This is a genomic window from Clostridium sp. X (assembly GCF_055755365.1).
Genome location: NZ_CM146912.1, coordinates 678471 through 701440 on the forward strand (window position 1 = coordinate 678471; position 22970 = coordinate 701440).

The following is a 22970-nucleotide window of genomic DNA, read 5'->3' on the forward strand; positions in this document are numbered from 1 at the left end:
AAAAAATCATGAGTATACAGTCTTACAGCTGCTATCTTCTCATGACTTTTAGATTATCTATTCTTATTAGGCTTTATGGATTAACTCCCTTAACCGATGGACATATCTACGAAAATCTTTTCGTTGTAATATATTATGGTAAGCTTTTACTACCATAACAGAACACTTTGTCTTTTCTATAATTTCATCTGAACGGAATCCTGTTGCATACTTTTTTATTCCCCAATCCAAAGATACTCCCATGATAAGTAAGTCATAATTCTTAGAGAATTTAACAACTTCATCTGTTAAAACTCCTTCGATAATCTTAATACTTGTATCTGAACCAAATTTATTTATAGATAAATTCATCTATTCTTTTAATTCATCTTCATTATACAACTCATCAACAATTCTCATCACAGTAATTTCAGCATCAAAAGCATCAGCAATTCTTTTTACAATGGGAGCTGTTAATTGTGAATACTTTCCTCCACCATATGGAAACAATATTTTCTTAACTTCTTTTAAATTATTGCTCTTTAATATACCTATATCTGAAGGAACCTTTTGAAGTAGTTTAGGTACTATACTTCCATGTACATTATGAGCTAATCTCGAAGCGTGCCATCCCATAATCATTAAAGATGCTTTTCCCTCTTCAATGCTAGATAGTATTCCATGAGAAATATCTCTAGAAAAAACAACAAGAGACTTCACAAAGGATTTATTTTTCATCTCATACTTATTCAGCTTATCTAAAATTATATCATGACTATTTATGCGTTCTTTTAATTCCTTATTTGCTGAATCCATTGGTGTAAAGGATGGTACATTTGTAACATATATTGGAATAACAGTTGTATTATTTTCTCTTTCAGCGATTTTTTGTCCAAAGAACAATAACGTATCTATCGTTTCAGGATTAGATACAGGAATGAATACTTTTCGGGCCTCATTATCTAATTCATCAGCGTCTATATCTAAAACCGGTATATCTAGAGATGAAATTCCTTTAGGAGCCTTCTGTAATTTAGGTATACCTATATAATAGTAAAGCAACCCTGAGAGAATAATACCAAAGGGAACTAATAATGCAATAAAATCCGAATATGCCAATTGTAAAACTAAAAATGCATTCAATACTATTCCTAAAGTTGGCGTAAGCGGATATAGGAGAACTTTAAATTTTCTCTCAGCATTTGGTTCTTTCTGTCTAAAAATTATTAATGCGACATTAACCAAACTATGTCCTGTTAAAGCAAGAATACTTGTAACATTAGATATATGTTTTAAGTCACGAATAGTTACAGAAATTAGTACAATTAATCCTGTTACTAAAATAGAGACTATAGGGGTTTTTGTAGAAGTATTAATCACTTTAAATATTCCAGGAAACTTATGATCTCTAGATAACGCAAAAGAAGTTCTGGAAGATGCCATAACTGTTGTGTTAATAGATGATACCGTAGCTAATATCCCCGCTAAAGCAAAGAGATATCCTCCTGCAACCCCACCTATATTTAACAGCCGTATCTGTCAAAGGAGTTTTTGTAACTGCTGGAATTAACGTTTTCCAATGGCTAATTCCACTTCCTACAAAGAAGGTTGCTGTTTTAATAAAAATAACAAATAGTGTAGAAATTATAATTGCTTTTGGGATAGTCTTTTTAGGGTCTATAACCTCTTCACTTACCGTTGTAATCATATCATAGCCTATGTAAGTCGTGTATAAAAATCCCATAGAATTAAGCATACCAGTAACTCCCTTAGGAAAGAATGGGAGTTGATTATTCAAATCTACATGAAAAACTCCATAAAAAATATATACTAATAATAAAATTATTAATCCTACCGTAATAATATCCTGAATTTTTCCTGACTTTTTTACTTCTTTAATATTTGTAAATATAACATAGGCAACTAGCAAATATGCACCTACCATTTGAGGAATAAATGGTAAAAAGCAGTTTAGGAATTTGCCGAATCCCATAGCAAAAGGTCCACATACTATAGCATACCCCATCCACACAAGAAACCTAATACACCATTGTCAGTAGCCTCACCAACATAAATATATCCCCCTCCTGACTTTGGAATAATTGTTACTAGTTCTGCAAAAGAAAGACCTGTAAAAAGAGCAGCAATACCTGCTAAAAATATGGATAAGGAAGCTGCTGGACCTGAAGTTTCATAACTAGTTCCTGCAAGCACAAAAATTCCCAAACCTATCATCGTTCCTACACCAATAGTAATACAAGAAAACATACCTAAAGAACGATCTAATTTTTGTTTCAAAGTATATCACCTTCTCTTAATTTAGTTATTGTTAAAATAGTATTATTTATTCATATTAACGTCAACTATGTATCTATATGTTCTCCAAACACAGAAGGAGAAAATCAGATATTCATTCTGATTTTCTCTCTATATTTTTGAATAAGTTTATTTTTTTTTGAATAATATGCATAAAACAATAACCCTATGCCATAATAAATTCAAATGAAAATACAGGTGGTGAGAAAATCATGATTAACAAGATAATTTTATGGTCATTACTAATTACTCCATGGTTTACTTTGCTCCTTATGAAAAAAGAGAGCATTAAACGATATATCGCTACTACAATATTTACTTCAATGTTAGTAACAATAGTTTATGAAATCGCCTATGTATATAAATGGTGGACTTTATTAGTGCCTATAGTTCCTTGGGGTAACATAACAAATGTGAGCTATGCATATGGTACATTTTTTATAGGGACATTGTGGATTTTTCACTTTACATATAGGAAATTCTGGCTATACATTTTAACAAATATAGTAGTTGATGGAGCAGATGCTTTTTTGATAAGACCCCTTATGCAGTCAAGGAATATTATTCATTATACAAATATAAGCAAATTAAATTTGTTTTTTGTGATGATTACCCTTGCTTTAATTGCTTATGTGTTTCAACGGTGGTATGAAAATGATTAAAATTTATCCCCAAACACAAAAAGAGAAAATCAGGTGTCTATTCTGATTCTCTCTATATTTTTGAATAAGTTTATTTTTATTTGAACAACTATTATTCAAGAGACACTATTCCCTATTCAACCGTAACTGACTTTGCTAAGTTTCTAGGCTTATCAACGTCACAGCCTTTTTCTATAGAAATATAGTATGATAAAAGCTGTAGCGGTATAACTGAAAGAATCGGTGCTACAATAGGCATAACTCTTGGAATATACATAGCCTCATCTACAGTTTTTTCAATTACATCGTGACCTTCCATAGCAATTGCTATAACCTTTGCTCCTCTTGTTTTTACTTCCTTGATATTACTTAGCATCTTATCAAATAAGTGTTCTTGAGTTGCAAGAGCAATTACTGTTGTATCATCTTCAATTAAAGCTATTGGTCCGTGTTTTAATTCTCCTGCTGCATACGCTTCCGAGTGTATATAAGATATTTCTTTAAGTTTTAATGAACCTTCCATTGCTACTGCATAGTCAAGTCCTCTTCCTAAGAAATACATATCTTTATCCATGCATATCTTCTTTGCAAATTCTTTTATCTTCTCTTTATCATTTAACACTTCAACTGTTTTTTCTGATAGGTTTAAAAGCTCTGATTTTATTTTTTCTATTTCTGTACTTCTAATACTTTCTTTACTTTCTGCAAGGTATAGAGCAATTATATACATTGCTATAAGCTGAGTCACATAAGCCTTCGTTGACGCAACTGCAACTTCTGGTCCTGCCCAAGTATATAATACATCATCTGATTCTCTTGATACTGCACTTCCAACTACATTTGTAACTCCTATAACTCTTGCATTTTCAGATTTAGCAAGTCTTAAAGCTGCTAGAGTATCTGCTGTTTCTCCAGATTGACTTATAACTATCATTAATGTTTTGTCAGTTATAAGTGGTTCTCTATATCTAAATTCTGATGCAACATCAATTTCTACTGGAATCTTAGCTAGCTTTTCTATAAGGTTTTTTCCAACTACTCCTGCGTGATATGCAGTTCCACAAGCAACTATATAAATCTTATCTATTTCTGCTATTTGCTCTTTAGTAAGTGTTATACTATCTAAGTTAATCTTTTGACCCTTAACAACTCTTGATGTCAAAGTATCTTTTATTGCTTTTGGTTGCTCATGAATTTCCTTTAACATGAAGTGTTCATATCCACCTTTTTCAGCTGCATCTGCATTCCATGTTACATGATATATTTCTTTATTAACTACTTCTTTTTTAGTATTATATATAGTTACTTTGTCTTCTTCTAAAACAACAAATTCATTATCTTCAAGTAAGTATACATCTCTTGTATGATTTAATACTGCAGGAATATCTGATGCTATAAAGTTTTCACCTTCACCAACTCCTACAATTAAAGGACTATCTTTTCTAACTGATACAAGCTTATTTGGTTCATCCTTACAGATTACCCCTATAGCATAGCTGCCTTCTAATCTTTTTATTGTCTTCATTACAGCCTCTAATAAATCTCCCTCATAATAATAGTCTACAAGATGAGGAATAACTTCTGTATCTGTTTCTGATTGAAATTTGTATCCTTCTGACATTAACCATTCTCTAAGAATTATATAATTTTCTATAATACCATTGTGAACAACAGCAATAGTTTCAGTTTCATTAGTATGTGGATGAGAATTTAAATCTGATGGTGCTCCATGAGTTGCCCATCTTGTATGGCCTATACCTATGTTCCCATTTAACTGCTGTCCTTCAAGTATTCCTTCAAGATTCAAAAGTCTACCTTTACATTTTTGAACAGTTACTGTTCCGTTCTCTATTACTGCAACACCAGCTGAATCATAACCTCTGTATTCAAGCTTTGATAATCCTTCTACTAAAACATCTGCTGCCTTTTTACTACCTAAATATCCTACTATTCCGCACATATTATTGTACTCTCCCTTTTGATGAAATTTTTGTGTAATCTCAGGGAAGCTTGTAATTGATGATGTACCTGACTAGATTTGTGCTGAAAATTGCTTTTCAGTTTTGCTAGTCTTTATCGGTAGTACAATACCGTGGGGCATCCGCCGAAACTTCGATACTCCCCACCCTCGTCAACTCATTGAGCTCTGGCGCTTCTATTTCTATTATACGAGTTTTGTCCCTCCTCTTAAATTTTCTTTTTCTAGACAAGCTTCCTATACATTATATTTTACATTATATTATACGTCAATGTATTTAATGTTGTTTCATATTTAATTCATTATTTGTTAAAAAATCCTGCATTCCTAATGATATATTTGAGATTTATTAAAGATATATTAAACTAATTTGAGTTTCAGCTTTATTTTGTATGTAATAATTGTTAATAAAAGCTTTGAGTAAAATTAAATAAGAGACTTAGCTAGACGTTTTAAAATTTTCGTAGAAGCCTCATGGAGGAGGCTTCAGCTTTAAGCATTAGGATGATGCATTTAAAGCGTTAGAAAATTTTAGATAAGTATAGCCTTAGTCTCTTTAATTTTACGAAAGTTTTTTGGAGGATTATCACATATATTTATTGCTGAAATTCAAATTAGTTAGCTTTCTCTTCAATCATCTTAGCTAAAGCATGTGCCACGTTGTCTAATTCTGCTTGGTCTTCCCCTTCTATCATAACTCTAACTAGAGGTTCTGTTCCAGAAGGTCTTATTAAAACTCTTCCACAGCCATGGAACTTCTCTTCAATTTTTTTTATCTCTTCAGCTATCTCTTTGTCCACTTCATGGATATTTTTCATGTTATTTGGAACCTTTGCATTAACTAACACTTGTGGTAATTTAGTCATCATTGAAGCCAGTTCTGATAACTTCTTTTCACTTTTCTTAACAACTGCTGCAATTTGAAGTCCTGTTACAAGACCATCTCCAGTTGTATTATAATCTAGGAATATTATATGTCCTGATTGTTCTCCCCCAAGTTTATATCCACCCTTAACCATTTCCTCTAAAACATATCTATCTCCAACTTTTGTTTTTATTGTAGATATCTGTTCTTTGTTAAAGGCTATATCTAGTCCTAAGTTACTCATAACAGTAACTACTATCATATCATCCTTAAGTTTTCCTTGTTCTTTTAAATGCTTTCCACAAATAGCTATTATAAAGTCACCATCAATAAGATTTCCTTTATCATCTACAGCAAGACATCTATCTGCATCTCCATCAAAGGCAAGTCCTAAATCACAACCTTCTTTTACAACATACTCCATAAGATCTTCTGGATGTGTTGATCCACAGTTCTTATTTATATTTATTCCGTCAGGTTTATTATTTATAACATGAACTTCTGCCCCTAGCTTAGTAAAGCATTCTACAGCAGATATGTATGATGCCCCGTTTGCACAATCAAGAGCTATTTTAAGTCCTTTTAAATCTCCATCTATAGTGGATTTAGCAAACTCAATATAATCTTCTAATGCAGTTTGTCCTAAAACCTTTCGCCCTAATAAAGCACCTGTTGGTGATGGAACACCTTCAAAATTATTTTCTATTATACTTTGTATTTTATCTTCTAGGTCATCACTTAATTTATAGCCGTTTCCATTAAAGAACTTAATTCCATTATATTCTACTGGGTTATGAGAAGCTGAAATTACAACTCCTGCATCTGCGTTATATTCTCTTGTAAGGTATGCTATAGCTGGTGTTGGAACTACTCCTACACATATAGCTTCTGCTCCCACAGAAAGAATTCCAGATACTAATGCAGCTTCAAGCATGTCTCCTGATATTCTCGTATCCATTCCAACTAAAATCTTAGGTTTATGGGCTCCTTCTGTTAATACAAAAGCACCTGCTCTACCTAGTTTATATGCAAGGTCAGCAGTTAATTCTTCATTTGCAATCCCTCTAACTCCATCTGTTCCAAATAATCTACCCATCTTGTTACCTCTCTTTTATGTTTTATACATTCCTATTAATTATATTACATAATTAAGCTTTTAACAATATGAGTAGATTTTCCAATATTATAATACTAAATTTAAATAGTATTAACTTTAAATTTTTAAATCATCTATCTTTACTCATATATCAAATATAATTTTTCCTTTAGCTATTACATTATTAATCTTTAGATCTTCCTTATTAATTATCACTATATCTGCATCATTTCCATTTCTTATTCTACCCTTTTTGTTAAGCTTTAAAATATCAGCTACATTTGAAGTTATAACTTTTATAGCCTTATTAATATCTATATTCTCCTGAAGAATAGCATCACGTACTTCATTATACATGGAGCTTACTTTTCCAACACCACTCCCTATACATTCTCCTAAATCATTAAATATAGGAAGACTTCCCTGTGCATCTGAAGAAAAGGTTATGTTTTTAATATCTACTCCCCTGTCTAATATCCTTTTAAGTCCTCTACTACATTTAACTTCTCCTTCAGCTAAAAACTGCGGAGTGGTACTTGTGGTTAAATCTATTCTTCCGCCTAGCTTTCCGTACTCTATTCCTTCATTAAATAACTTCTCATTTCTATTTATATGGGTAGGCAGAAATTGAGTTATAGGAATCTCTGTATTCTCCACTGCTTCTCTTAAATATTTAAGTCCCTCTCTACCATCCCCAAGATGAATATTAACAATACCAGCTTTTCCTGAGAGAATTCCTCCTCTTCTTGCTTCTGATGCTAGTTCTATAAACCTTTCTAGGCTTGGTTGTGACCCTCTATGATCTGATAGAGCAACCTCTCCAACCCCTATTATCTTATCTATTAGAATAATATCTTCTTCTATACTAGACATAAGTGGCTTTACTGGAATTTTATAAGATCCTGTATATACATAGGTACTTATCCCTTCTTCCTCAAGTCCTCTAGCTTTAGCAATAAGTCCTCTTATATCTCTTGTTATTCCATCAGTTCCAAGGCATCCAACTACAGTTGTAACTCCTCCTTCTATTATATCTTTAACATTGATTTCAGGAGTTCTAAACTTAAAACCTCCTTCTCCACCCCCACCTAAGATGTGAACATGAGAATCTATAAAGCCTGGAAAGAGAATTTTGTTTGTGCCATCTATAATTTCAATAGGTACTTGTTTTTCTGAAATCTCTATTTTATCCCCTATATACTCTATTTTATTTCCACATATCAACAGGTCTTTTACACCTAAATATTCTGGTGAGTATATTTCTGCATCTTTAATTAAAATCATTTTCTATAATGCCTCCAAAGTTTTTATATTCCGTATTCTGCTCCTTTTAAAATAGCTTTTTCATTTATATCATTAAATTCTTTCCTACCATAACTTCTCAATGTTTTTAAAATCTCTTCCATAGATACTATTTCTGTATTTTTAACTAAAGCCCCTAGAAGTATCATATTGGCTACCTTTTCGCTGCCTATATTTTCTGCCTCACTTTGAGCTGGAATACTTATTATTCTAATATCTTCTCTAGTAGCCTCTCTATCTATAATATCCTTATCCATTATTAAAAGTCCACCTGATGCTAGCATTGGTTCAAATTTATCTAAGGAAGGTCTGTTCATAACTACTATAGTTGATGGCTTTGTAATTATAGGTGAACCTACAGATTCATCTGATATAGTTACAGAGCAATTACAAGTACCACCCCGCATTTCTGGACCATAGGAAGGGAGCCAAGATACATTCATACCCTTATCCATTCCTGCATAGGCTAGAAATTTACCCATAAGCAGAATTCCTTGCCCACCAAAACCTGCAAATATAATCTCTTCACATCTCATGCTACTTCCCCTCCCTAGTTGAATCCTTTTTTATACCTAGAGGATAATAAGGTATCATATTGTCTCGAAGCCACTGCATAGATTCTACAGGTGATAGTCCCCAATTTGTCGGGCATATTGACAGTACTTCTATTAGTGAAAAGCCCTTACCTTCAAGCTGATTTTGAAAAGCTCTTTTTATAGCTATTTTAGCCTTCATTATATTTGGTACATTATCTACAGATACTCTCTCTACATAACACGCTCCTTCTAATGTTGCTAACATTTCTGATACTCTAATTGGATATCCTGATGTTTTTACATCTCTTCCATAAGGAGATGTTTCAGTTATTTGTCCTGGCAAAGTTGTGGGAGCCATCTGCCCTCCAGTCATTCCATAGATACAGTTATTTACAAAGATTGTAGTTATGTTTTCTCCTCTTGTAGCTGCATGAACAATCTCTGCTGTTCCTATAGCCGCTAAATCTCCATCTCCTTGATAGGTAAATACTATAGAATCTGGTTTGGCTCTTTTTATACCAGTGGCAACTGCTGGAGCCCTTCCATGTGCTGCCTGAAACATATCACAGGCAAAATAATCATAAGCAAGCACTGCACATCCAACGGGAGCTACTCCTATGGTTTTATCTAAGACTCCCAGCTCATCAATAGCCTCTGCTACTAATCTATGAATGACTCCATGAGTACATCCTGGACAGTAATGAGTAGGTACATCTAATAGTGCTTTTGGGCTTTCAAATATTATACTCACTATCTTCCACCCCCTATAATTTCCCTCACCTTATTTAATATGTCTTCTGGATGTGGAACCATTCCGCCTGCCCTTCCATAAAACACAACTGGTTGTCTACCATTTACAGCTAATCTTACATCTTCAACCATCTGTCCATGACTCATTTCTACTGTTAAATATCCATACTTTGTATTTTTAATAGTGTCCTCAAAAGCTTCTACTGGGAAAGGCCATAAGGTTATGGGTCTAATTAGACCTAGGTTTATTCCTTCCTTTTTCGCGCTCTTAATAACATTTTTGCATATTCTTGATGTAGTTCCGTATGCAACTAAAATTAAATCATTCTCTTCATGACAATTAAATTCCTCATACTTAACTTCCTTCTCTTTTATGTTTCTATACTTTTCAAAGAGACGCATATTATGCTGTTCTAACTTCTCTGGCTGAAGATATAGTGAATTTATAACATGGTGCTTTTCTCTTCCTCTAAGTCCCTCTGCCTTCCAGTTATCTTTACTAGGTAACTCTCTTTTTACTCTTTCCTTAAATTCTACTGGCTCCATCATCTGACCCAGCATACCATCTCCCATTATCATACAAGGTGTTCTATATATATCAGCTACATCAAAGGCTTCTTGTATTAAATCTACCATCTCTTGAATAGAGGCTGGAGCGTAAACTGGCATATAAAAATCTCCGTGTGCTCCTCCCTTTGTAGCTTGAAAATAATCTGATTGAGATGGTTGTATACTTCCAAGCCCTGGGCCTCCTCTAACTATATTAATAATGACACAGGGTAGCTCCGCCCCAGCCATATAGGATATTCCCTCAGCCTTTAAACTGATTCCTGGACTTGAAGAGGATGTCATGCATCTTGTACCTGTTCCAGCACAACCGTATACCATATGAATAGCTGCAATTTCACTTTCAGCTTGAAGAAAGGTTCTTCCAAGACTCGGCATTCTTCTAGACAAATAAGCTGCTACCTCAGTTTGAGGTGTTATTGGATAACCAAAGAAACACTGGCAATTTGCTTTTATTGCTGCTTCTCCTATAGCTTCATTTCCTTTCATTAAAACCTTGTCACTCATACCTATACCCCCTACTTTTCAACTGTAATTACGCAATCTGGGCACATTTTTCCACAAGAAGCACATCCAATACACTTAGTCATTGCTTCCTCTGTAATGGTAGCTGGATGATATCCTTTTTCGTTTAAAATCTCTGAAAATTTTATAATCTTCATAGGACATACATTTATACACAGTCCACATCCCTTGCACCTAGTTTCCTTAAAGGTAACTCTTGGCATAAATATCCATCCTCCTCTTATTTAATTTTTTTTACTCCTCCCAAGGCTTTTTCATAAAAATATTAATAGGGAATATTTCTCCCCTTACTTTTCCGCTTAATTTATCTGATAAATTTTCTTCGCATACTGTATACTTATAAGGAATATTTATTCTATTTGATAGTTCATTAATAATCTTATCTCCATCTAAAATATGTTCAGCCGTCGTCTCACTAGATAAATTCGTGTTTGAAATTAAATGGGTTATTTTAAGTCTAGAAGATTTTTCAATTTCTTTTATATATTCCTCTGTACTTACTGAAGTTGATGTAAAAGGACGATTATTATTCGCTACAAAATACATATTATATTCTTCTTCACAAAAGTATTTATAATATCGCCCTAGCACTAATGCACCTGCATCATCTCCCCCTACATCTATAATAATCTCTGAGCTTTTATCATTAAAAATTGTATTTACTTCTGGAGGTATTACCATAAGCTCTACATTCATATAGCTTGCTTTAGATGCTATTACCCTTATCCCCTTCTCTTCTAAAAGATCCTTTATCCCCCTTATGCAGAAGTATGGATTAACTATATCTAGATCTACTATAGTAACTTTTTTACCTTGCTCTCTGAGTTTTATTGCATAGTTAATTGATATTTCTGTTTTTCCACTACCAAAATGACCTACAAAAATTCTTATTCTGCTCAAGTTTTATCACCCAATTTCTATAAGATTAAAAGTATCCATTACTAAATATCTATACATTTTATTCATAAGTGTTACTTTAAGTAATCGTATATATTTCAAGTAATCGTATACATTTTAATTTATATAACCCCTTTTTTAAATTATATTATATATTACTTAGTTTTTATAATCAAAGTTCTTACATTTTCATATACAAATTTAAAGCCAAGAGATTGTTTTAATCTCTTGGCTTAGTTATATTCATCTTAATATTCTTTTATATTTTCTTTTCCTTTTAATACATTTAAAGCTCCATTAGCTAGGGCTAATAGTTCATCTTCTCCTGGATAAATAGTTAAAGGAGCAATAAATGCCACTCTCTCCGCTATAGACTTCACAACATTTTTACTATATGCAATACCACCTGTAAGAATTATCGAGTCTACTCTACCTGAAAGTACTGCTGCAAGCTTACCTATTTCTTTTGATACTTGATATATAAAAGCATCAAATATTAACTTAGCTTTAGTACTTCCTTCTTCAATCATAGCTTCTACACTTTTAAAATCATTCGTTCCAAGGTAAGCTACAATTCCGCCTCCCCCACTAATCTTTTTCTTTACCTCTTCTATTGTATATTTCCCCGAATAACAAGCCCTTATTAAATCTCCAATAGGTACTTCCCCACTTCTCTCTGGTGAAAATGGCCCTTCTCCATCTAAAGCATTATTTACATCAATTACTCTTCCATTCTTATGAGCACCTACAGATACTCCTCCACCCATATGGGTTACTATTAAATTTACGTCTTCATACTTTTTATTATTTTCTTCAGCATACCGTTTTGCAACTGCTTTTTGGTTTAATGCATGGAAAATACTTCTTCTCTTTATTTCTGGTAGTCCTGTTATTTTAGCTATTTCAATCATTTCATCTACTACAACAGGATCTACAATGAATGCAGGTATATTTAATGGCTTTGCTATTTCTCTAGCTAGAATACCACCTAAATTTGACGCATGCTGTCCTTGAATTCCTATTTTTAAATCCTCAATCATTTTTTCATTAACAGCATAGGTTCCACCTTCCAGGGGTCTTAAAAGCCCGCCTCTACCAACTACTGAATCTAAAGTATCTATCTTAATATTTTTTTCTTTTAATATATCTAGTATAACTTTTTTTCTAAATTCAAATTGATCATAAATATTATTATATTGACCTATTTCCTCTAAGGAATGTCTTATAGTTTCTTCTAATACTTGTTTTTCATCTTCATATATTCCAATTTTAGTTGATGTAGATCCTGGATTAATTACTAATAACCTATGTCCCACATTTGTTCCCCCTCTATCAATATTGTTTCTTATATATCAAGCTCAGAGTTGTTTTTGGACTTATTAAAAATGAATATTTATAAAATATGAAGTGATTTATTGTATTAATTGATATTCTTTGATACAAGTGCTGCTAAGGCAATAGAGTACATCTTAGATTCAGGAGTATCCGCTCTTGAAGTTAAAATAACTGGCGCCGATGCTCCTACTAAAATTCCACCATTCTTAGAATCTGAAGTATAAGTTAACGTTTTATACATTATATTTCCCGATTCTATATTAGGCATTAAAAGTATATCTGCCTTCCCAGCTACAGGTCCATCTATTCCTTTATGTTTTGCAGCTTCCTCAGATAGAGCATTATCAAGAGCTAAAGGCCCATCAATTATACATCCCTTTATTTGTCCTCTATCATTCATTTTAGATAAACTTGCTGCATCGACAGTAGCAGGCATATCTACATTTACAACTTCTACTGCACACACAGGAGCCACCTTAGGTTTTTTTATGCCAACAGCATGAGCTACCTTTACAGCATTCTCTATAATTTGAACTTTATCTTGCAGGGTTGGGTACATGTTAAAAGCTGAATCTGTTAAAAATAATAATCTATTTATCTTAGGATTTTCAAAAACAGCAACATGAGATATAAGCCTACCAGTCCTAAGTCCTAATTCTTTATTTAATACAGCTCTTAAAAAATCTGCTGTAGATATTAAACCTTTCATAACCATATCCGCTTTTCCAGTTGAAACTAGCTCTACAGCCTTTAAAGCTGCACTCTTATGGTCTTTCTCTTCAATAATTTCAAAATCATTTATATTCATTCCAATTTCTAATCCCAAGGAAAGTATCTCTTCTCTATCTCCTACAAGTATTGCATTTGCTATATTATTCTTTTTAGCATCTCTTATAGCTTCTAACACAGGCTTATCTTGTGCTACTGCCACTGCTACTGTTCTAGTCTGTTGTAATTTCAATTTTTCGAGAATTTCATCGAAACTATTAATCATAAACTTCTCTCCTCATATAAATGCTTATAGTTATTGTATATATTTATTTCATGACTCATTAATACGCCTCATTATAATGAGGCGTATTCTTTAATTATATTTTCAGCAGCCTTTATTCCGTCCACAGCTGCTGACATTATTCCTCCAGCAAAACCAGCTCCTTCTCCTGAAGGATATAAACCCTCAAGAGAAATACTTTGAAATTTTTCATTTCTTTCAATCTTAACTGGAGCTGAGGTTCTAGTTTCAATTCCAGTCATAACCACATCATCTTCTGCAAAACCACGAATTTTTCTGTTAAACTCTGTAAGTCCTTCTTTTAGAGTATCTATAACTCCTACTGGAAGACATTTTCTTAAATCTTCGAAGTGGTATCCTGGACTATAAGTCGGTTTTATTCTTCCGAGTTTTGTAGATACTCTATCATTTAGAAAGTCTCCAACTAATTGAATAGGGGCTATATGTCCTCCACCACCTAATTTATATGCAAGACTTTCATAGTGTCTTTGGAATTCCATTCCTTTTAAAGGAGTATCTCCACTAAAGTCTTTTTCACCAACAGTAACAACAATAGCCGAATTAGCATTTTCCTTATTTCTTGCATAATTACTCATACCGTTAGTTACAAGTCTTTCATCCTCTGAAGCTGCTGCTACTACCTCTCCACCTGGACACATACAGAAGCTATAGACAGCTCTATTTGTCTTGGTACTTGTATGTGATAATCTATAATCTGCTTCCTTAAGTCTTCTATGTCCTGCTAATTTTCCATATTGATTTTCATCAATAAAGCTTTGGAGATGCTCTATTCTAACTCCTATTGCAAAAGGCTTTGGAGTCATAAAAACTCCCCTATTAAATAACATTTCATAAGTATCTCTTGCACTATGACCTAAAGCTAGTACTAACGCCTCACATTGAATTTCTTCCCCATTTACAACTATTGCTGTAATCTTGTTATTCTTAGTTTTTATATCTTCTAGCTTGCTGTTAAATCTTACTTCTCCACCTAAGCTTATAATTTTTTCTCTTATGTTTTTTACTACTTCCTTTAATATATCTGTTCCTATATGAGGTTTACCCATATAGGCAATCTCCTCTGGTGCACCTGCGCTAATAAACTCACTTAAAACAAAATCACATCGTGAATCCTTAATTCTAGTTGTTAGTTTACCATCTGAAAAAGTTCCTGCTCCACCTTCTCCAAATTGTACATTTGACTCAGTCTTTAGCTTACCACTTTTCCAAAAGCTCTCTACATCCTTTGTTCTATCTTCTACTTTTTGCCCTCTTTCTATTACTATGGGCCTATAGCCATTTTGTGCAAGTACAAGAGCCGCAAACATACCTGAAGGTCCCATTCCAATCACTATAGGTCTTTGATGTAACTTCTTACTACCTTGCATAATTTCATCTACTATCTGCTCTTTTTCTAGCTTTACATCCTTGTCATTTGCTCTTTCAACTACTTTAACTTCATTTTCACATTCTACTTCTACACTATAAGTAAATTTGATAATATTCTTTTTTCTAGCATCTATAGATTCTTTTATTATTTTTAAACCTTTAATACTAGCTTTATCTATTCTTAACTTTTTCGCTGATTTTTGCTTTAATAAATCGATGTCTTCTTCTATATCTAAATTTATATTATTTATTCTAATCGACATATATATCCTCCATTATCATTTGTATATGATTGCTATAACTTTCTATAAAGATTATTTATTTTATTATTCCTTTACTTCTTCATCTTCTTTTTCATTTTCCTCAATAGTGACTTTAATAGTCTTAGGTGTTTGAGATACTATATTAACTATTGGAGAAATATCTATAATTACAGGTAAGTTATATTCTCCTTTTCCTAAAGTATCTAGATTAATATAACCTTCTAGCTTACTACTGTCTAATCTATTTATTGCATCTTTTCCCCCAGATACTAAAATTACTGTACTGGTGCCTTCTAGCTTAGCACTGAGTCCTTCTCTGAGCTTTACTGGCTTAACATTAATAGTGAAAGTTTTTTGAATTATTCTATCTAATATAACTTCGCCTTCAATAACATTATTATCTTCTACTAACTTTATATTATTAGGCAAATTTAATTTTACACTAATACTAGTTTTCTCATCCTGTAGTTTGCTAAGGTCAATGGCTTCTGTACCTATTTCATTAATACTATCTAAATATTTTGAGTCCCCAATTATCTGAACCCTACTTTTTACAAGATTAATAGATTTTAATGCTAAATCTCTAGGCAATTCTCCTGTAGTCTTAACCTTTATTCCAACTTCCTTTACTTTTTGAATTGTTACTATTATCTCAGCTTTTTCAGGACGTATCTTTACATCCTTTACATCTCGTCCAATCTTATCAGTAGCTTCTAATGGTACTGTAAGGTTTAAGCTTTTATCTAGATCATTTAATACAACTTCTGTTATAACTTGAGTTACTGAACTCACATATTCCTCTGCTCCACTTACTAATACACTTTCTGGTTTTATAATAGGTTTTTCATTATAAAATCCACTCTTAACATTTCCTTTTGTTTTTACTTGCACAGGTACTGTTTTCTCTATATAATTATCTACCTTTGCTGTTATCCACATATTATCATCATTAATAATATTAATATCTACTCCTGGTCTTTTTACTATAGTAATAGGAATTCTATTGTCTCCTTTTCTTAATGCATATACACTTAAGTCCGCTATTATTTTAAAGTGGTCAGGCTTAACCCCATAAACATCTGAAGCAGTTCCTGTTATTTTAAGTGACGTGCTAAAACTTTGATTTGGTAGAAGTGTTAATCCTGATTTTATTAAGTAATCTTCATTAATAATCTCAATAGGGATATTAGATATTCTGTAAGTTGTGCTTATATTATTATCATTTGATGTATATAACCATAGGACAAAAGCAGCAATAATACATAGTACTTTTATAATTATTTGTTGCTTGCCGTTTTGAACCAAGATTTCACCTTCTCCCTATATGTAACTTTTTTACTTTGCCTATATTTAATAATTTTTATTAATATATCTTTTAGTCTATCTTTTGTATAGTATCTAGTAAGATTACCATTAACTGCAAGAGAAATTACTCCTGTTTCCTCAGATACTGCTATAATCAATGCATCTGAAACTTCTGAAATTCCAATAGCTGCTCTATGTCTTGTGCCTAATTGCTTATTAATAGTATTGTTACTTGTAAGTGGCAAAAAACATCCTGCTGCTGCAATTCTATTATTTCTAATTACTGTAGCCCCATCATGTAGAGGTGTATTTACAACAAATATATTTTCAAGTAATGAAGTCGATATAATGGCATCTAATTTGGTACCAGTACTTATTACATCTCCCAAACCCGTAGTTTGCTCAATTATTATAAGTGCTCCAGTTCTACTTTTTGATAAACTTTCTACTGCTTCAGCTATTCCTGCTATTATTTCCTCTATTTTTCCTTCATCTTCGAATATATGTTTATCTATAAATGCACTTCTACCTATATGTTCTAATGCTTTTCTAACTTCAGGTTGAAATATAATAACTAAAGAAAGCACTCCTATTGTTATAGTTTTATTTAATATCCAATTTAATGTGGTAAGATGTAGTAATCTGCTTATTGGTATAAGTAAAATTATAAGTAAAATTCCTTTTAATAATTGTTCAGCTCTAGTCTCATACATTAACATATAAAACTTATAAAAAATAAATGATACCACTATAATATCTAATATTACATATCCATTAATGTTCTTTACAGTATTTATTAAGATATGAAATAACTCCACTGTTTTCACCCCTTTACTCTTATATATACTATAATTATACACCATTGTTATATTATTAATAATAACTATATGCTTTTGTTAATAAAATATTTAATAAAAGTTCTGTAGGAAACGTATACAAATTTATGATATACTAAGGTAATATTTACTCAAATTTAAAATACAGAAAGCTGATGAAGGAGTTGATATTTTGAAGTATCTAGATAAAAAAGTACTAAATATCATAATCATTGTGATTTCTGCTCTTATTCTAGGACTCGGGGTTTTTTATGGTACTTATCACTTTTTTATAAGTAAGTCTTATTCTATCTATCACGCTAAGGTGAAATCCGAACTAATCAATATACATAAGATAAATGAAGAGTCTAATAACTTTACTAAAGGTACTACTATTGATACACAGAAAATACTAGATAATATATCTAATTCTATTTCAACACTACAAACTTCTTATTCTAAGTTAAAAAATCTTATTACTGCTGATAAATATAAGGATGATCATAATATCCTACTAGCTGGACTAGATAATAATATAAAAATATATAAGGAAATCCTTAATATAGTTAAAGACACTAAGAATAAAGATTTAGTTAACTCAATATCTGAGCTGCAAAAATATAGAGATGACTGTTTAAATTATTATGCTTTAATATCAAATAAAGATCTAAATATAACTCTTCCTGAAGAAACTCTAGAGTTAATAAATAATACTGTCCTGTTTACTCAAAGACAAGTTAGATTAAATATTGATAAACAAATTTTAACAACTCAAAATAAAGATTTTTTTAAATCGCTAAATGAAATGCTAAATCAGTTTAATGAAATAAAAAAGGATTATATGCCTAGTGTATTAAATGCTAGAAAAAATATAGCTGGATATGATATTTTACTAAATAATATATCATTAGCGGAGTCTAAACTTTCAAACATTAAAACTAGTACTATAAATCTAAATATAACCAAAGAAGCTTTACCTATTTATCAAGCTTTTACAAAGTTATTATCTGATTATGATTTATATATGCAAAATTTGAAATATGCCATCAAAACAGAAAAACTTACCATTGCAGCTGATATATCAAATAAAGATTCTTTAGATAAACTTTATTCTCAATCAAATAACCAATTAAAGGTTATAGATGAAAACTATAAAAGCTTTACAATGCTACATAAGCAATTTGAAAATTCCCTATCTTCTAAATAATTTTTGTGTAACTATGTTTATAATTTGCTATAGAAACTTGCTAAATCATGGGATTTTAGCAAGTTTCTATTGTTAAAATTAATTATTTTTTGAATTATTTTTTTTACACTGGGTACAATATCATTAGCCTACTTAAACTAAAATTCCATAATTTTTATAAGGAGAGGGTAGTAAAAATGAAAAAATTTTTAGTTAGCATAACTATTATGCTTTCTATGTTGACATCTTCATTTTATTATGCCAATGCTAAAATGATATGTAATTCTGATCCAAAATACTTATACAAGGAAGAATCTCAAGTAGTAACTGTTTTTAATTCTGGCATCAGAACTATAAATGTTAAAAGTCAAAAGGAAGAATCTCAAGTCATAACTGTTTTTAATGCTAGAGGTAGAACTATAAATGTTACAAATGAAGATGTACATTTAATGGCACAGATAGTCTACGCTGAAAGTTGTGCCGAACCTTATGAAGGTAAGGTTGCTGTGGCATCTGTTATATTAAATAGACTTAAAGATGGAAAATTTCCTGATAATATTCAAGGTGTAATTAAACAAAAATCTGCTTTTTCTTGTGTTAGAAACGGAATGATAAATGTTACTCCAGACGAAAATTCTTATCGTGCTGTAATGGATGCTTTACATGGTAAAGATCCTACTGGAAATGCTGTATTCTTTTATAATCCAAAAATAGCAACCTGTTCTTGGATGAAGAATATAGATAAACAGAACTCTAAGGTCATTGGCAATCATGTCTTTTTCATAGTAAACTAAAATAGTATAAAATTTTTAATATAGATATTCTAAAAATACAAACACCAAGGTGAGCTGAAGTAGTAGATTACCTTGGTGTTCTCTATATTATAATTCTTCAACTGCTGTTAGTGCTGCTACCTGACCTTCTCCGGCAGATTTTATATACTGATAAGGCTTTCCAGTACAATCACCTGCAGCATAGCATCTCTTTATATTTGTTCTCATATGTCTATCAACTTTTATGTGATCATTTTCAATTTCTAATCCTGGAACTAATTGTCCTGGAGATATACTATCTCTTAAAACAAATATTCCATCTGTTTCTACTGTATTATCTTTTAATACTAACTTTGTAACTCTGTCATCCCCTACTATCTCCATAGGTTTATCACTTAAAACTTTTATATTAGAATTTAAACTTAAATCACCTTTATACATTGGAATATAGAATACATCAGATGCAAGTTCACTAACAAAATTTGCTTCCTCTTCTGCTTCTTTATTATATCCGATGATACTTACTTTCTTTCCTTTATATAATGGAGCATCGCAAGTTGCACAGTATCCTACGCCTTTTCCTAAAAACTCTTGCTCACCTTTTAGTAATTTGCCGTACTCAATTCCAGTTGCTATAATTACGGCTCTAGATTCATACATATTTTGATTTACCATTAGAGTGAAGTATTCTCCCATAGCATATACTGAGTCTATTCTTTCTTCTACTATTTCAATTTCCATGTTTTTAATATGTTCTTGAAATTTGTTCTTTAAATCTTCACCAGTTATATCATAGAAACCTAAGTAATTATTTATTTTTGGAGCCTTAAGTACTTTAGGACTAATTTCTTTACTACCAAAAATTATTACATTTTTATTTCTTATTTTAGCATTTATAGCTGCTTCAAGTCCTGCTGGTCCACTACCTATAATAGCTATATCATATCTTTCACTCAATTTATACACCTCCAAATAAGCAAAGCCGACAACACATATGTATTGTCGGTCTTGTCTTTATATATGCTTTCCAAGTATATTTACAAAATCTTGTTTTGGTCTAAATCCTACAACATTTTCAACAACTTCCCCATCTTTAAATACCATAATATTAGGTATACTAGCTACTCTGTATTTTTGTGCTATTGCAGGATTTTCATCTACATTAACTTTAAAGAAATTAGCTTTTTCTCCTATTTCTTCTGATAACTCTTCTATTACAGGTCCTAGCATGTTACATGGTCCACACCATGGTGCCCAAAAATCTATTAAAACAGCTTTTTCGGAGTTTATTACTTCTTGTATAAAGTTTCTTTCTGATATTTCTCTTACCATTTGCTATCCCTCCAATAATCTTTTATATACCTATAAGGGGTATATAATTATATTACAACTAATATTTTTTTTAGTCAAGAAATAAATCTAGACTATTTTATCTTATATTATTGTACCCAATAAAAATTCTTTTTAAATAGCAACTTTACAAATTAAATTTATTTCTTATCTAGTATATTCTTTATAACTGAATTATTGTATTGTGAATCAGGATAATTTATAGATAGTCTTCTAGCATATTCTTTAGATTTATTTAAATCCATATCTTTATTTATAAGAACTAACCTATATAATACTTCTTCCATATAATTTCCTTTTGGAAATTTATCTACATATTCTATATAATATTTAATAGACTCATTAGTATCTTTTTTATTATCATAAGCAGAGCCTAGTGAATAAAGTATATGTGGATAAAGATAACTACTCTTGCCATACTCATAAGCTTTAGATAAATGCTCTATAGCCTCATCATAATTTTTATTATTATTAGATTCATCTCTACCTCGAATATATAAATCTTTTATCTCTTCTTCATCAAGAATTATTTTCTCTTGTTTTGGCAATTCTATATTTTCTTCTTTTTTACTTTGCAATTTATCTTCTAACTCATCCTTAGTTGTATTACTCTCATTCGATTTATTTTCTACATTTATATTAGTAGGATTTTTAGCCTCTTGAATTTCTGGTATATCTTTTTTAAACTTGCCTATTCCAAACACAGAAAGACTTATAAATATACATGCTATTATCCCTATTAGTAAACTTTTATTCAAATTATTGCTTTTGAGAAACTTGCTTTTATTTACTCCATTTTTAATAAGATTTTTTCTATTACTAAGAGCTATTTCATTCTTTTTATCTATTTCTAAAGCTTCGTTTATATAAGTAATCGCTTCTTCATATTGACCTAAAGTTATATAGCATGTAGAAATAGCATTATTAATATTTATAGAGTTATAGTCGCTTTCTCTACATTTTATAAGTAGTGTTAGAGCTTCTTTTATATTTAATTCATTAATTAATGATATAGCAGAGGTGTACAGTGAAAACCTCTCTTCATCTTCCTTTAATCCTTGGAGATATCTTCTTGCTACTTCATCATTATTTACTTCATAGTTTAACTTCCAAAGAGAACGTGCTCCTTCTAAATCTCCCTTCAGATAATATAATAAGCCCTTAAGATTTATAACAGCAGTATTCCTCATGCTTAATGATATAGACTCTTCACATAAAGCTATTGCTTTATCAATATATCCACTTTGATATTTATTTAAAGCTTTTACATATAACTTCCTAGCCTTATCCATATAACTATTTCCAATCTCCCTAGGGTTTATTGTATATTTATAGTTTTTATTTCTGTGTGAGTTTTTATAAGTTCTTCATCATCATAAACTAGTATCTGCAGTTCTAGTTTATTATTATTTTTCTTAACTGATATTACTTGTTTTTTATGACTACCAGTATTATATATACTCACCACTTTTCCTGTCTTAACATTTATTTTATACAAATCTCCACCTACTGATACAGTTCCATAACCTAATCCAATTATGCTTACTATATTCTCATCATCTATCCATTCAATAGACTTTGGAGTATTTTGTTCTTCTCCTGGAACTATTTCTAATGCCCATTTTTCACCAGTTGATAACTCTTTTACAAATATTTTTCCTACGCCTTCTTCACTTGCATCAGGTCCTCTACCTTCTATAGCTGCGCTAAGTTTATTATTTATTGAATTAATAAATTTAGTAGAAAACTCTGGCTCATCACTCTTTTGTAATTTGTGTTTCACAAACTTAATTTTAGTAGCTGTTGGTTGAATATTTTCATTTTCTTCATTTTCTTCATTTGCTTTATTTTCTTCATTTGCTTTATTTTCATTATTATTATCTTCTACTTTATCATCTTCTGTTTCATTCTTAGTATTTTCTTCTGCATTAGGTTTCTTATTTGTCTCTAATTTTTGATTTTCATTTACTTCATTCTTCTTTGAACAACCAGTAAAGGTTATTGCAGAAAATATCATTAGTAAACACATACAACTAATTAATACTTTTTTATAAATAGGCTTTCTTATTTTGTTTTCCATATAATACCTC

22 protein-coding genes and 1 pseudogene are annotated in these 22970 nt (G+C 31.2%); 3 read left to right on the forward strand and 20 right to left on the reverse strand.

Going from position 1 to position 22970, the window contains the following annotated elements; genetic code table 11:
* Positions 1-66 precede the first annotated feature (66 nt).
* From ACX0KU_RS03335 to ACX0KU_RS03345, 3 genes and pseudogenes are all read right to left on the reverse strand, one after another.
* Complete coding sequence (locus tag ACX0KU_RS03335; RefSeq protein ID WP_472991493.1) at positions 67-351, reverse strand: adenine nucleotide alpha hydrolase family protein; 285 nt, start codon at positions 349-351, stop codon at positions 67-69.
* On the reverse strand, positions 352-1515 hold the full coding sequence (locus ACX0KU_RS03340) for an amino acid permease (protein ID WP_472992400.1): 1164 nt from the start codon (positions 1513-1515) through the stop codon (positions 352-354). It abuts the gene before it with no gap.
* Positions 1433-2223 (reverse strand): annotated as a pseudogene (locus ACX0KU_RS03345) (APC family permease); the annotation flags it as partial. The pseudogene ACX0KU_RS03345 and the gene ACX0KU_RS03340, both read right to left, overlap by 83 nt.
* Before the next feature lie 284 nt (positions 2224-2507).
* Here ACX0KU_RS03345 and ACX0KU_RS03350 point away from each other — a divergent pair.
* Positions 2508-2957 carry a hypothetical protein gene (locus ACX0KU_RS03350; protein WP_472991494.1) on the forward strand — a complete coding sequence of 150 codons (450 nt, stop codon included), beginning with the start codon at positions 2508-2510 and terminating at the stop codon, positions 2955-2957.
* Positions 2958-3069: 112 nt separating this feature from the next.
* Here ACX0KU_RS03350 and glmS read toward each other — a convergent pair whose 3' ends face one another.
* The 13 genes from glmS to cdaA all read right to left on the reverse strand — a co-directional run bounded on the left by glmS (position 3070) and on the right by cdaA (position 17619).
* Positions 3070-4896 carry a glutamine--fructose-6-phosphate transaminase (isomerizing) gene (gene glmS, locus ACX0KU_RS03355; RefSeq protein WP_472991495.1) on the reverse strand — a complete coding sequence of 609 codons (1827 nt, stop codon included), beginning with the start codon at positions 4894-4896 and terminating at the stop codon, positions 3070-3072.
* 632 nt (positions 4897-5528) lie between these two features.
* Positions 5529-6875, reverse strand: a complete 1347-nt coding sequence (gene glmM / locus ACX0KU_RS03360) for a phosphoglucosamine mutase (RefSeq protein ID WP_472991496.1) — start codon at positions 6873-6875, stop codon at positions 5529-5531.
* Between the two features lie 144 nt (positions 6876-7019).
* Positions 7020-8159 (reverse strand): beta-aspartyl-peptidase, encoded by a 1140-nt coding sequence (iadA, locus tag ACX0KU_RS03365; RefSeq protein ID WP_472991497.1) that lies wholly within the window; start codon positions 8157-8159, stop codon positions 7020-7022.
* A gap of 23 nt (positions 8160-8182) precedes the next feature.
* Positions 8183-8713 carry a 2-oxoacid:acceptor oxidoreductase family protein gene (locus ACX0KU_RS03370; protein ID WP_472991498.1) on the reverse strand — a complete coding sequence of 177 codons (531 nt, stop codon included), beginning with the start codon at positions 8711-8713 and terminating at the stop codon, positions 8183-8185.
* 1 nt (position 8714) lies between these two features.
* Complete coding sequence (locus tag ACX0KU_RS03375) at positions 8715-9464, reverse strand: thiamine pyrophosphate-dependent enzyme (protein WP_472991499.1); 750 nt, start codon at positions 9462-9464, stop codon at positions 8715-8717.
* Positions 9464-10537 carry a 3-methyl-2-oxobutanoate dehydrogenase subunit VorB gene (locus ACX0KU_RS03380; RefSeq protein ID WP_472991500.1) on the reverse strand — a complete coding sequence of 358 codons (1074 nt, stop codon included), beginning with the start codon at positions 10535-10537 and terminating at the stop codon, positions 9464-9466. Before ACX0KU_RS03380 ends, ACX0KU_RS03375 begins: the two co-directional genes overlap by 1 nt.
* An 11-nt stretch (positions 10538-10548) precedes the next feature.
* Complete coding sequence (locus tag ACX0KU_RS03385) at positions 10549-10758, reverse strand: 4Fe-4S dicluster domain-containing protein (protein WP_472991501.1); 210 nt, start codon at positions 10756-10758, stop codon at positions 10549-10551.
* Between the two features lie 31 nt (positions 10759-10789).
* The gene (locus tag ACX0KU_RS03390; RefSeq protein ID WP_472991502.1) at positions 10790-11455 is read right to left on the reverse strand and encodes a nucleotide-binding protein; all 666 of its coding nucleotides are present in this window, start codon (positions 11453-11455) and stop codon (positions 10790-10792) included.
* A gap of 245 nt (positions 11456-11700) precedes the next feature.
* Entirely contained in the window at positions 11701-12768 is a 1068-nt protein-coding gene (gene buk / locus ACX0KU_RS03395; RefSeq protein ID WP_472991503.1) for a butyrate kinase, read from the reverse strand.
* A gap of 104 nt (positions 12769-12872) precedes the next feature.
* Positions 12873-13781, reverse strand: a complete 909-nt coding sequence (gene ptb, locus ACX0KU_RS03400) for a phosphate butyryltransferase (RefSeq protein WP_472991504.1) — start codon at positions 13779-13781, stop codon at positions 12873-12875.
* Positions 13782-13852: 71 nt separating this feature from the next.
* The gene (locus ACX0KU_RS03405) at positions 13853-15451 is read right to left on the reverse strand and encodes an NAD(P)/FAD-dependent oxidoreductase (RefSeq protein WP_472991505.1); all 1599 of its coding nucleotides are present in this window, start codon (positions 15449-15451) and stop codon (positions 13853-13855) included.
* 63 nt (positions 15452-15514) lie between these two features.
* Positions 15515-16756, reverse strand: coding sequence for a CdaR family protein (locus tag ACX0KU_RS03410; protein WP_472991506.1), 1242 nt, complete (start codon positions 16754-16756; stop codon positions 15515-15517).
* On the reverse strand, positions 16729-17619 hold the full coding sequence (gene cdaA, locus ACX0KU_RS03415; protein ID WP_472991507.1) for a diadenylate cyclase CdaA: 891 nt from the start codon (positions 17617-17619) through the stop codon (positions 16729-16731). Before cdaA ends, ACX0KU_RS03410 begins: the two co-directional genes overlap by 28 nt.
* Before the next feature lie 145 nt (positions 17620-17764).
* On the opposite strand from cdaA, the gene ACX0KU_RS03420 reads away from it, so the two are divergent.
* Together ACX0KU_RS03420 and ACX0KU_RS03425 are read left to right on the forward strand one after the other, a co-directional pair.
* On the forward strand, positions 17765-18778 hold the full coding sequence (locus ACX0KU_RS03420; protein ID WP_472991508.1) for a hypothetical protein: 1014 nt from the start codon (positions 17765-17767) through the stop codon (positions 18776-18778).
* A gap of 176 nt (positions 18779-18954) precedes the next feature.
* Complete coding sequence (locus ACX0KU_RS03425; RefSeq protein WP_472991509.1) at positions 18955-19551, forward strand: cell wall hydrolase; 597 nt, start codon at positions 18955-18957, stop codon at positions 19549-19551.
* Positions 19552-19638: 87 nt separating this feature from the next.
* Here the strand turns inward: ACX0KU_RS03425 and ACX0KU_RS03430 are convergent, their stop codons facing one another.
* From ACX0KU_RS03430 to ACX0KU_RS03445, 4 genes are all read right to left on the reverse strand, one after another.
* Positions 19639-20487 carry an NAD(P)/FAD-dependent oxidoreductase gene (locus tag ACX0KU_RS03430; RefSeq protein ID WP_472991510.1) on the reverse strand — a complete coding sequence of 283 codons (849 nt, stop codon included), beginning with the start codon at positions 20485-20487 and terminating at the stop codon, positions 19639-19641.
* Positions 20488-20544: 57 nt separating this feature from the next.
* A complete protein-coding gene (gene trxA / locus ACX0KU_RS03435) occupies positions 20545-20862 on the reverse strand; it encodes a thioredoxin (protein ID WP_472991511.1) in 318 nt (105 codons plus the stop codon).
* Between the two features lie 158 nt (positions 20863-21020).
* Positions 21021-22172, reverse strand: coding sequence for a tetratricopeptide repeat protein (locus ACX0KU_RS03440; protein WP_472991512.1), 1152 nt, complete (start codon positions 22170-22172; stop codon positions 21021-21023).
* 26 nt (positions 22173-22198) lie between these two features.
* Positions 22199-22960 (reverse strand): DUF4652 domain-containing protein, encoded by a 762-nt coding sequence (locus tag ACX0KU_RS03445; RefSeq protein ID WP_472991513.1) that lies wholly within the window; start codon positions 22958-22960, stop codon positions 22199-22201.
* Positions 22961-22970: the final 10 nt, after the last annotated feature.

Excerpts from the sequence above, each read along its gene's own strand:
- ACX0KU_RS03335 (WP_472991493.1), bottom strand. The coding sequence starts at position 351 with ATGAATTTATCTATAAATAAATTTGGTTCAGATACAAGTATTAAGATT.
- ACX0KU_RS03350 (WP_472991494.1), top strand. The coding sequence starts at position 2,508 with ATGATTAACAAGATAATTTTATGGTCATTACTAATTACTCCATGGTTT.
- glmS (WP_472991495.1), bottom strand. The coding sequence starts at position 4,896 with ATGTGCGGAATAGTAGGATATTTAGGTAGTAAAAAGGCAGCAGATGTT.
- glmM (WP_472991496.1), bottom strand. The coding sequence starts at position 6,875 with ATGGGTAGATTATTTGGAACAGATGGAGTTAGAGGGATTGCAAATGAA.
- iadA (WP_472991497.1), bottom strand. The coding sequence starts at position 8,159 with ATGATTTTAATTAAAGATGCAGAAATATACTCACCAGAATATTTAGGT.
- ACX0KU_RS03370 (WP_472991498.1), bottom strand. The coding sequence starts at position 8,713 with ATGAGATGTGAAGAGATTATATTTGCAGGTTTTGGTGGGCAAGGAATT.
- ACX0KU_RS03380 (WP_472991500.1), bottom strand. The coding sequence starts at position 10,537 with ATGAGTGACAAGGTTTTAATGAAAGGAAATGAAGCTATAGGAGAAGCA.
- ACX0KU_RS03385 (WP_472991501.1), bottom strand. The coding sequence starts at position 10,758 with ATGCCAAGAGTTACCTTTAAGGAAACTAGGTGCAAGGGATGTGGACTG.
- ptb (WP_472991504.1), bottom strand. The coding sequence starts at position 13,781 with ATGATTAATAGTTTCGATGAAATTCTCGAAAAATTGAAATTACAACAG.
- ACX0KU_RS03405 (WP_472991505.1), bottom strand. The coding sequence starts at position 15,451 with ATGTCGATTAGAATAAATAATATAAATTTAGATATAGAAGAAGACATC.
- cdaA (WP_472991507.1), bottom strand. The coding sequence starts at position 17,619 with ATGGTGTATAATTATAGTATATATAAGAGTAAAGGGGTGAAAACAGTG.
- ACX0KU_RS03425 (WP_472991509.1), top strand. The coding sequence starts at position 18,955 with ATGAAAAAATTTTTAGTTAGCATAACTATTATGCTTTCTATGTTGACA.
- trxA (WP_472991511.1), bottom strand. The coding sequence starts at position 20,862 with ATGGTAAGAGAAATATCAGAAAGAAACTTTATACAAGAAGTAATAAAC.
- ACX0KU_RS03440 (WP_472991512.1), bottom strand. The coding sequence starts at position 22,172 with ATGGATAAGGCTAGGAAGTTATATGTAAAAGCTTTAAATAAATATCAA.
- ACX0KU_RS03445 (WP_472991513.1), bottom strand. The coding sequence starts at position 22,960 with ATGGAAAACAAAATAAGAAAGCCTATTTATAAAAAAGTATTAATTAGT.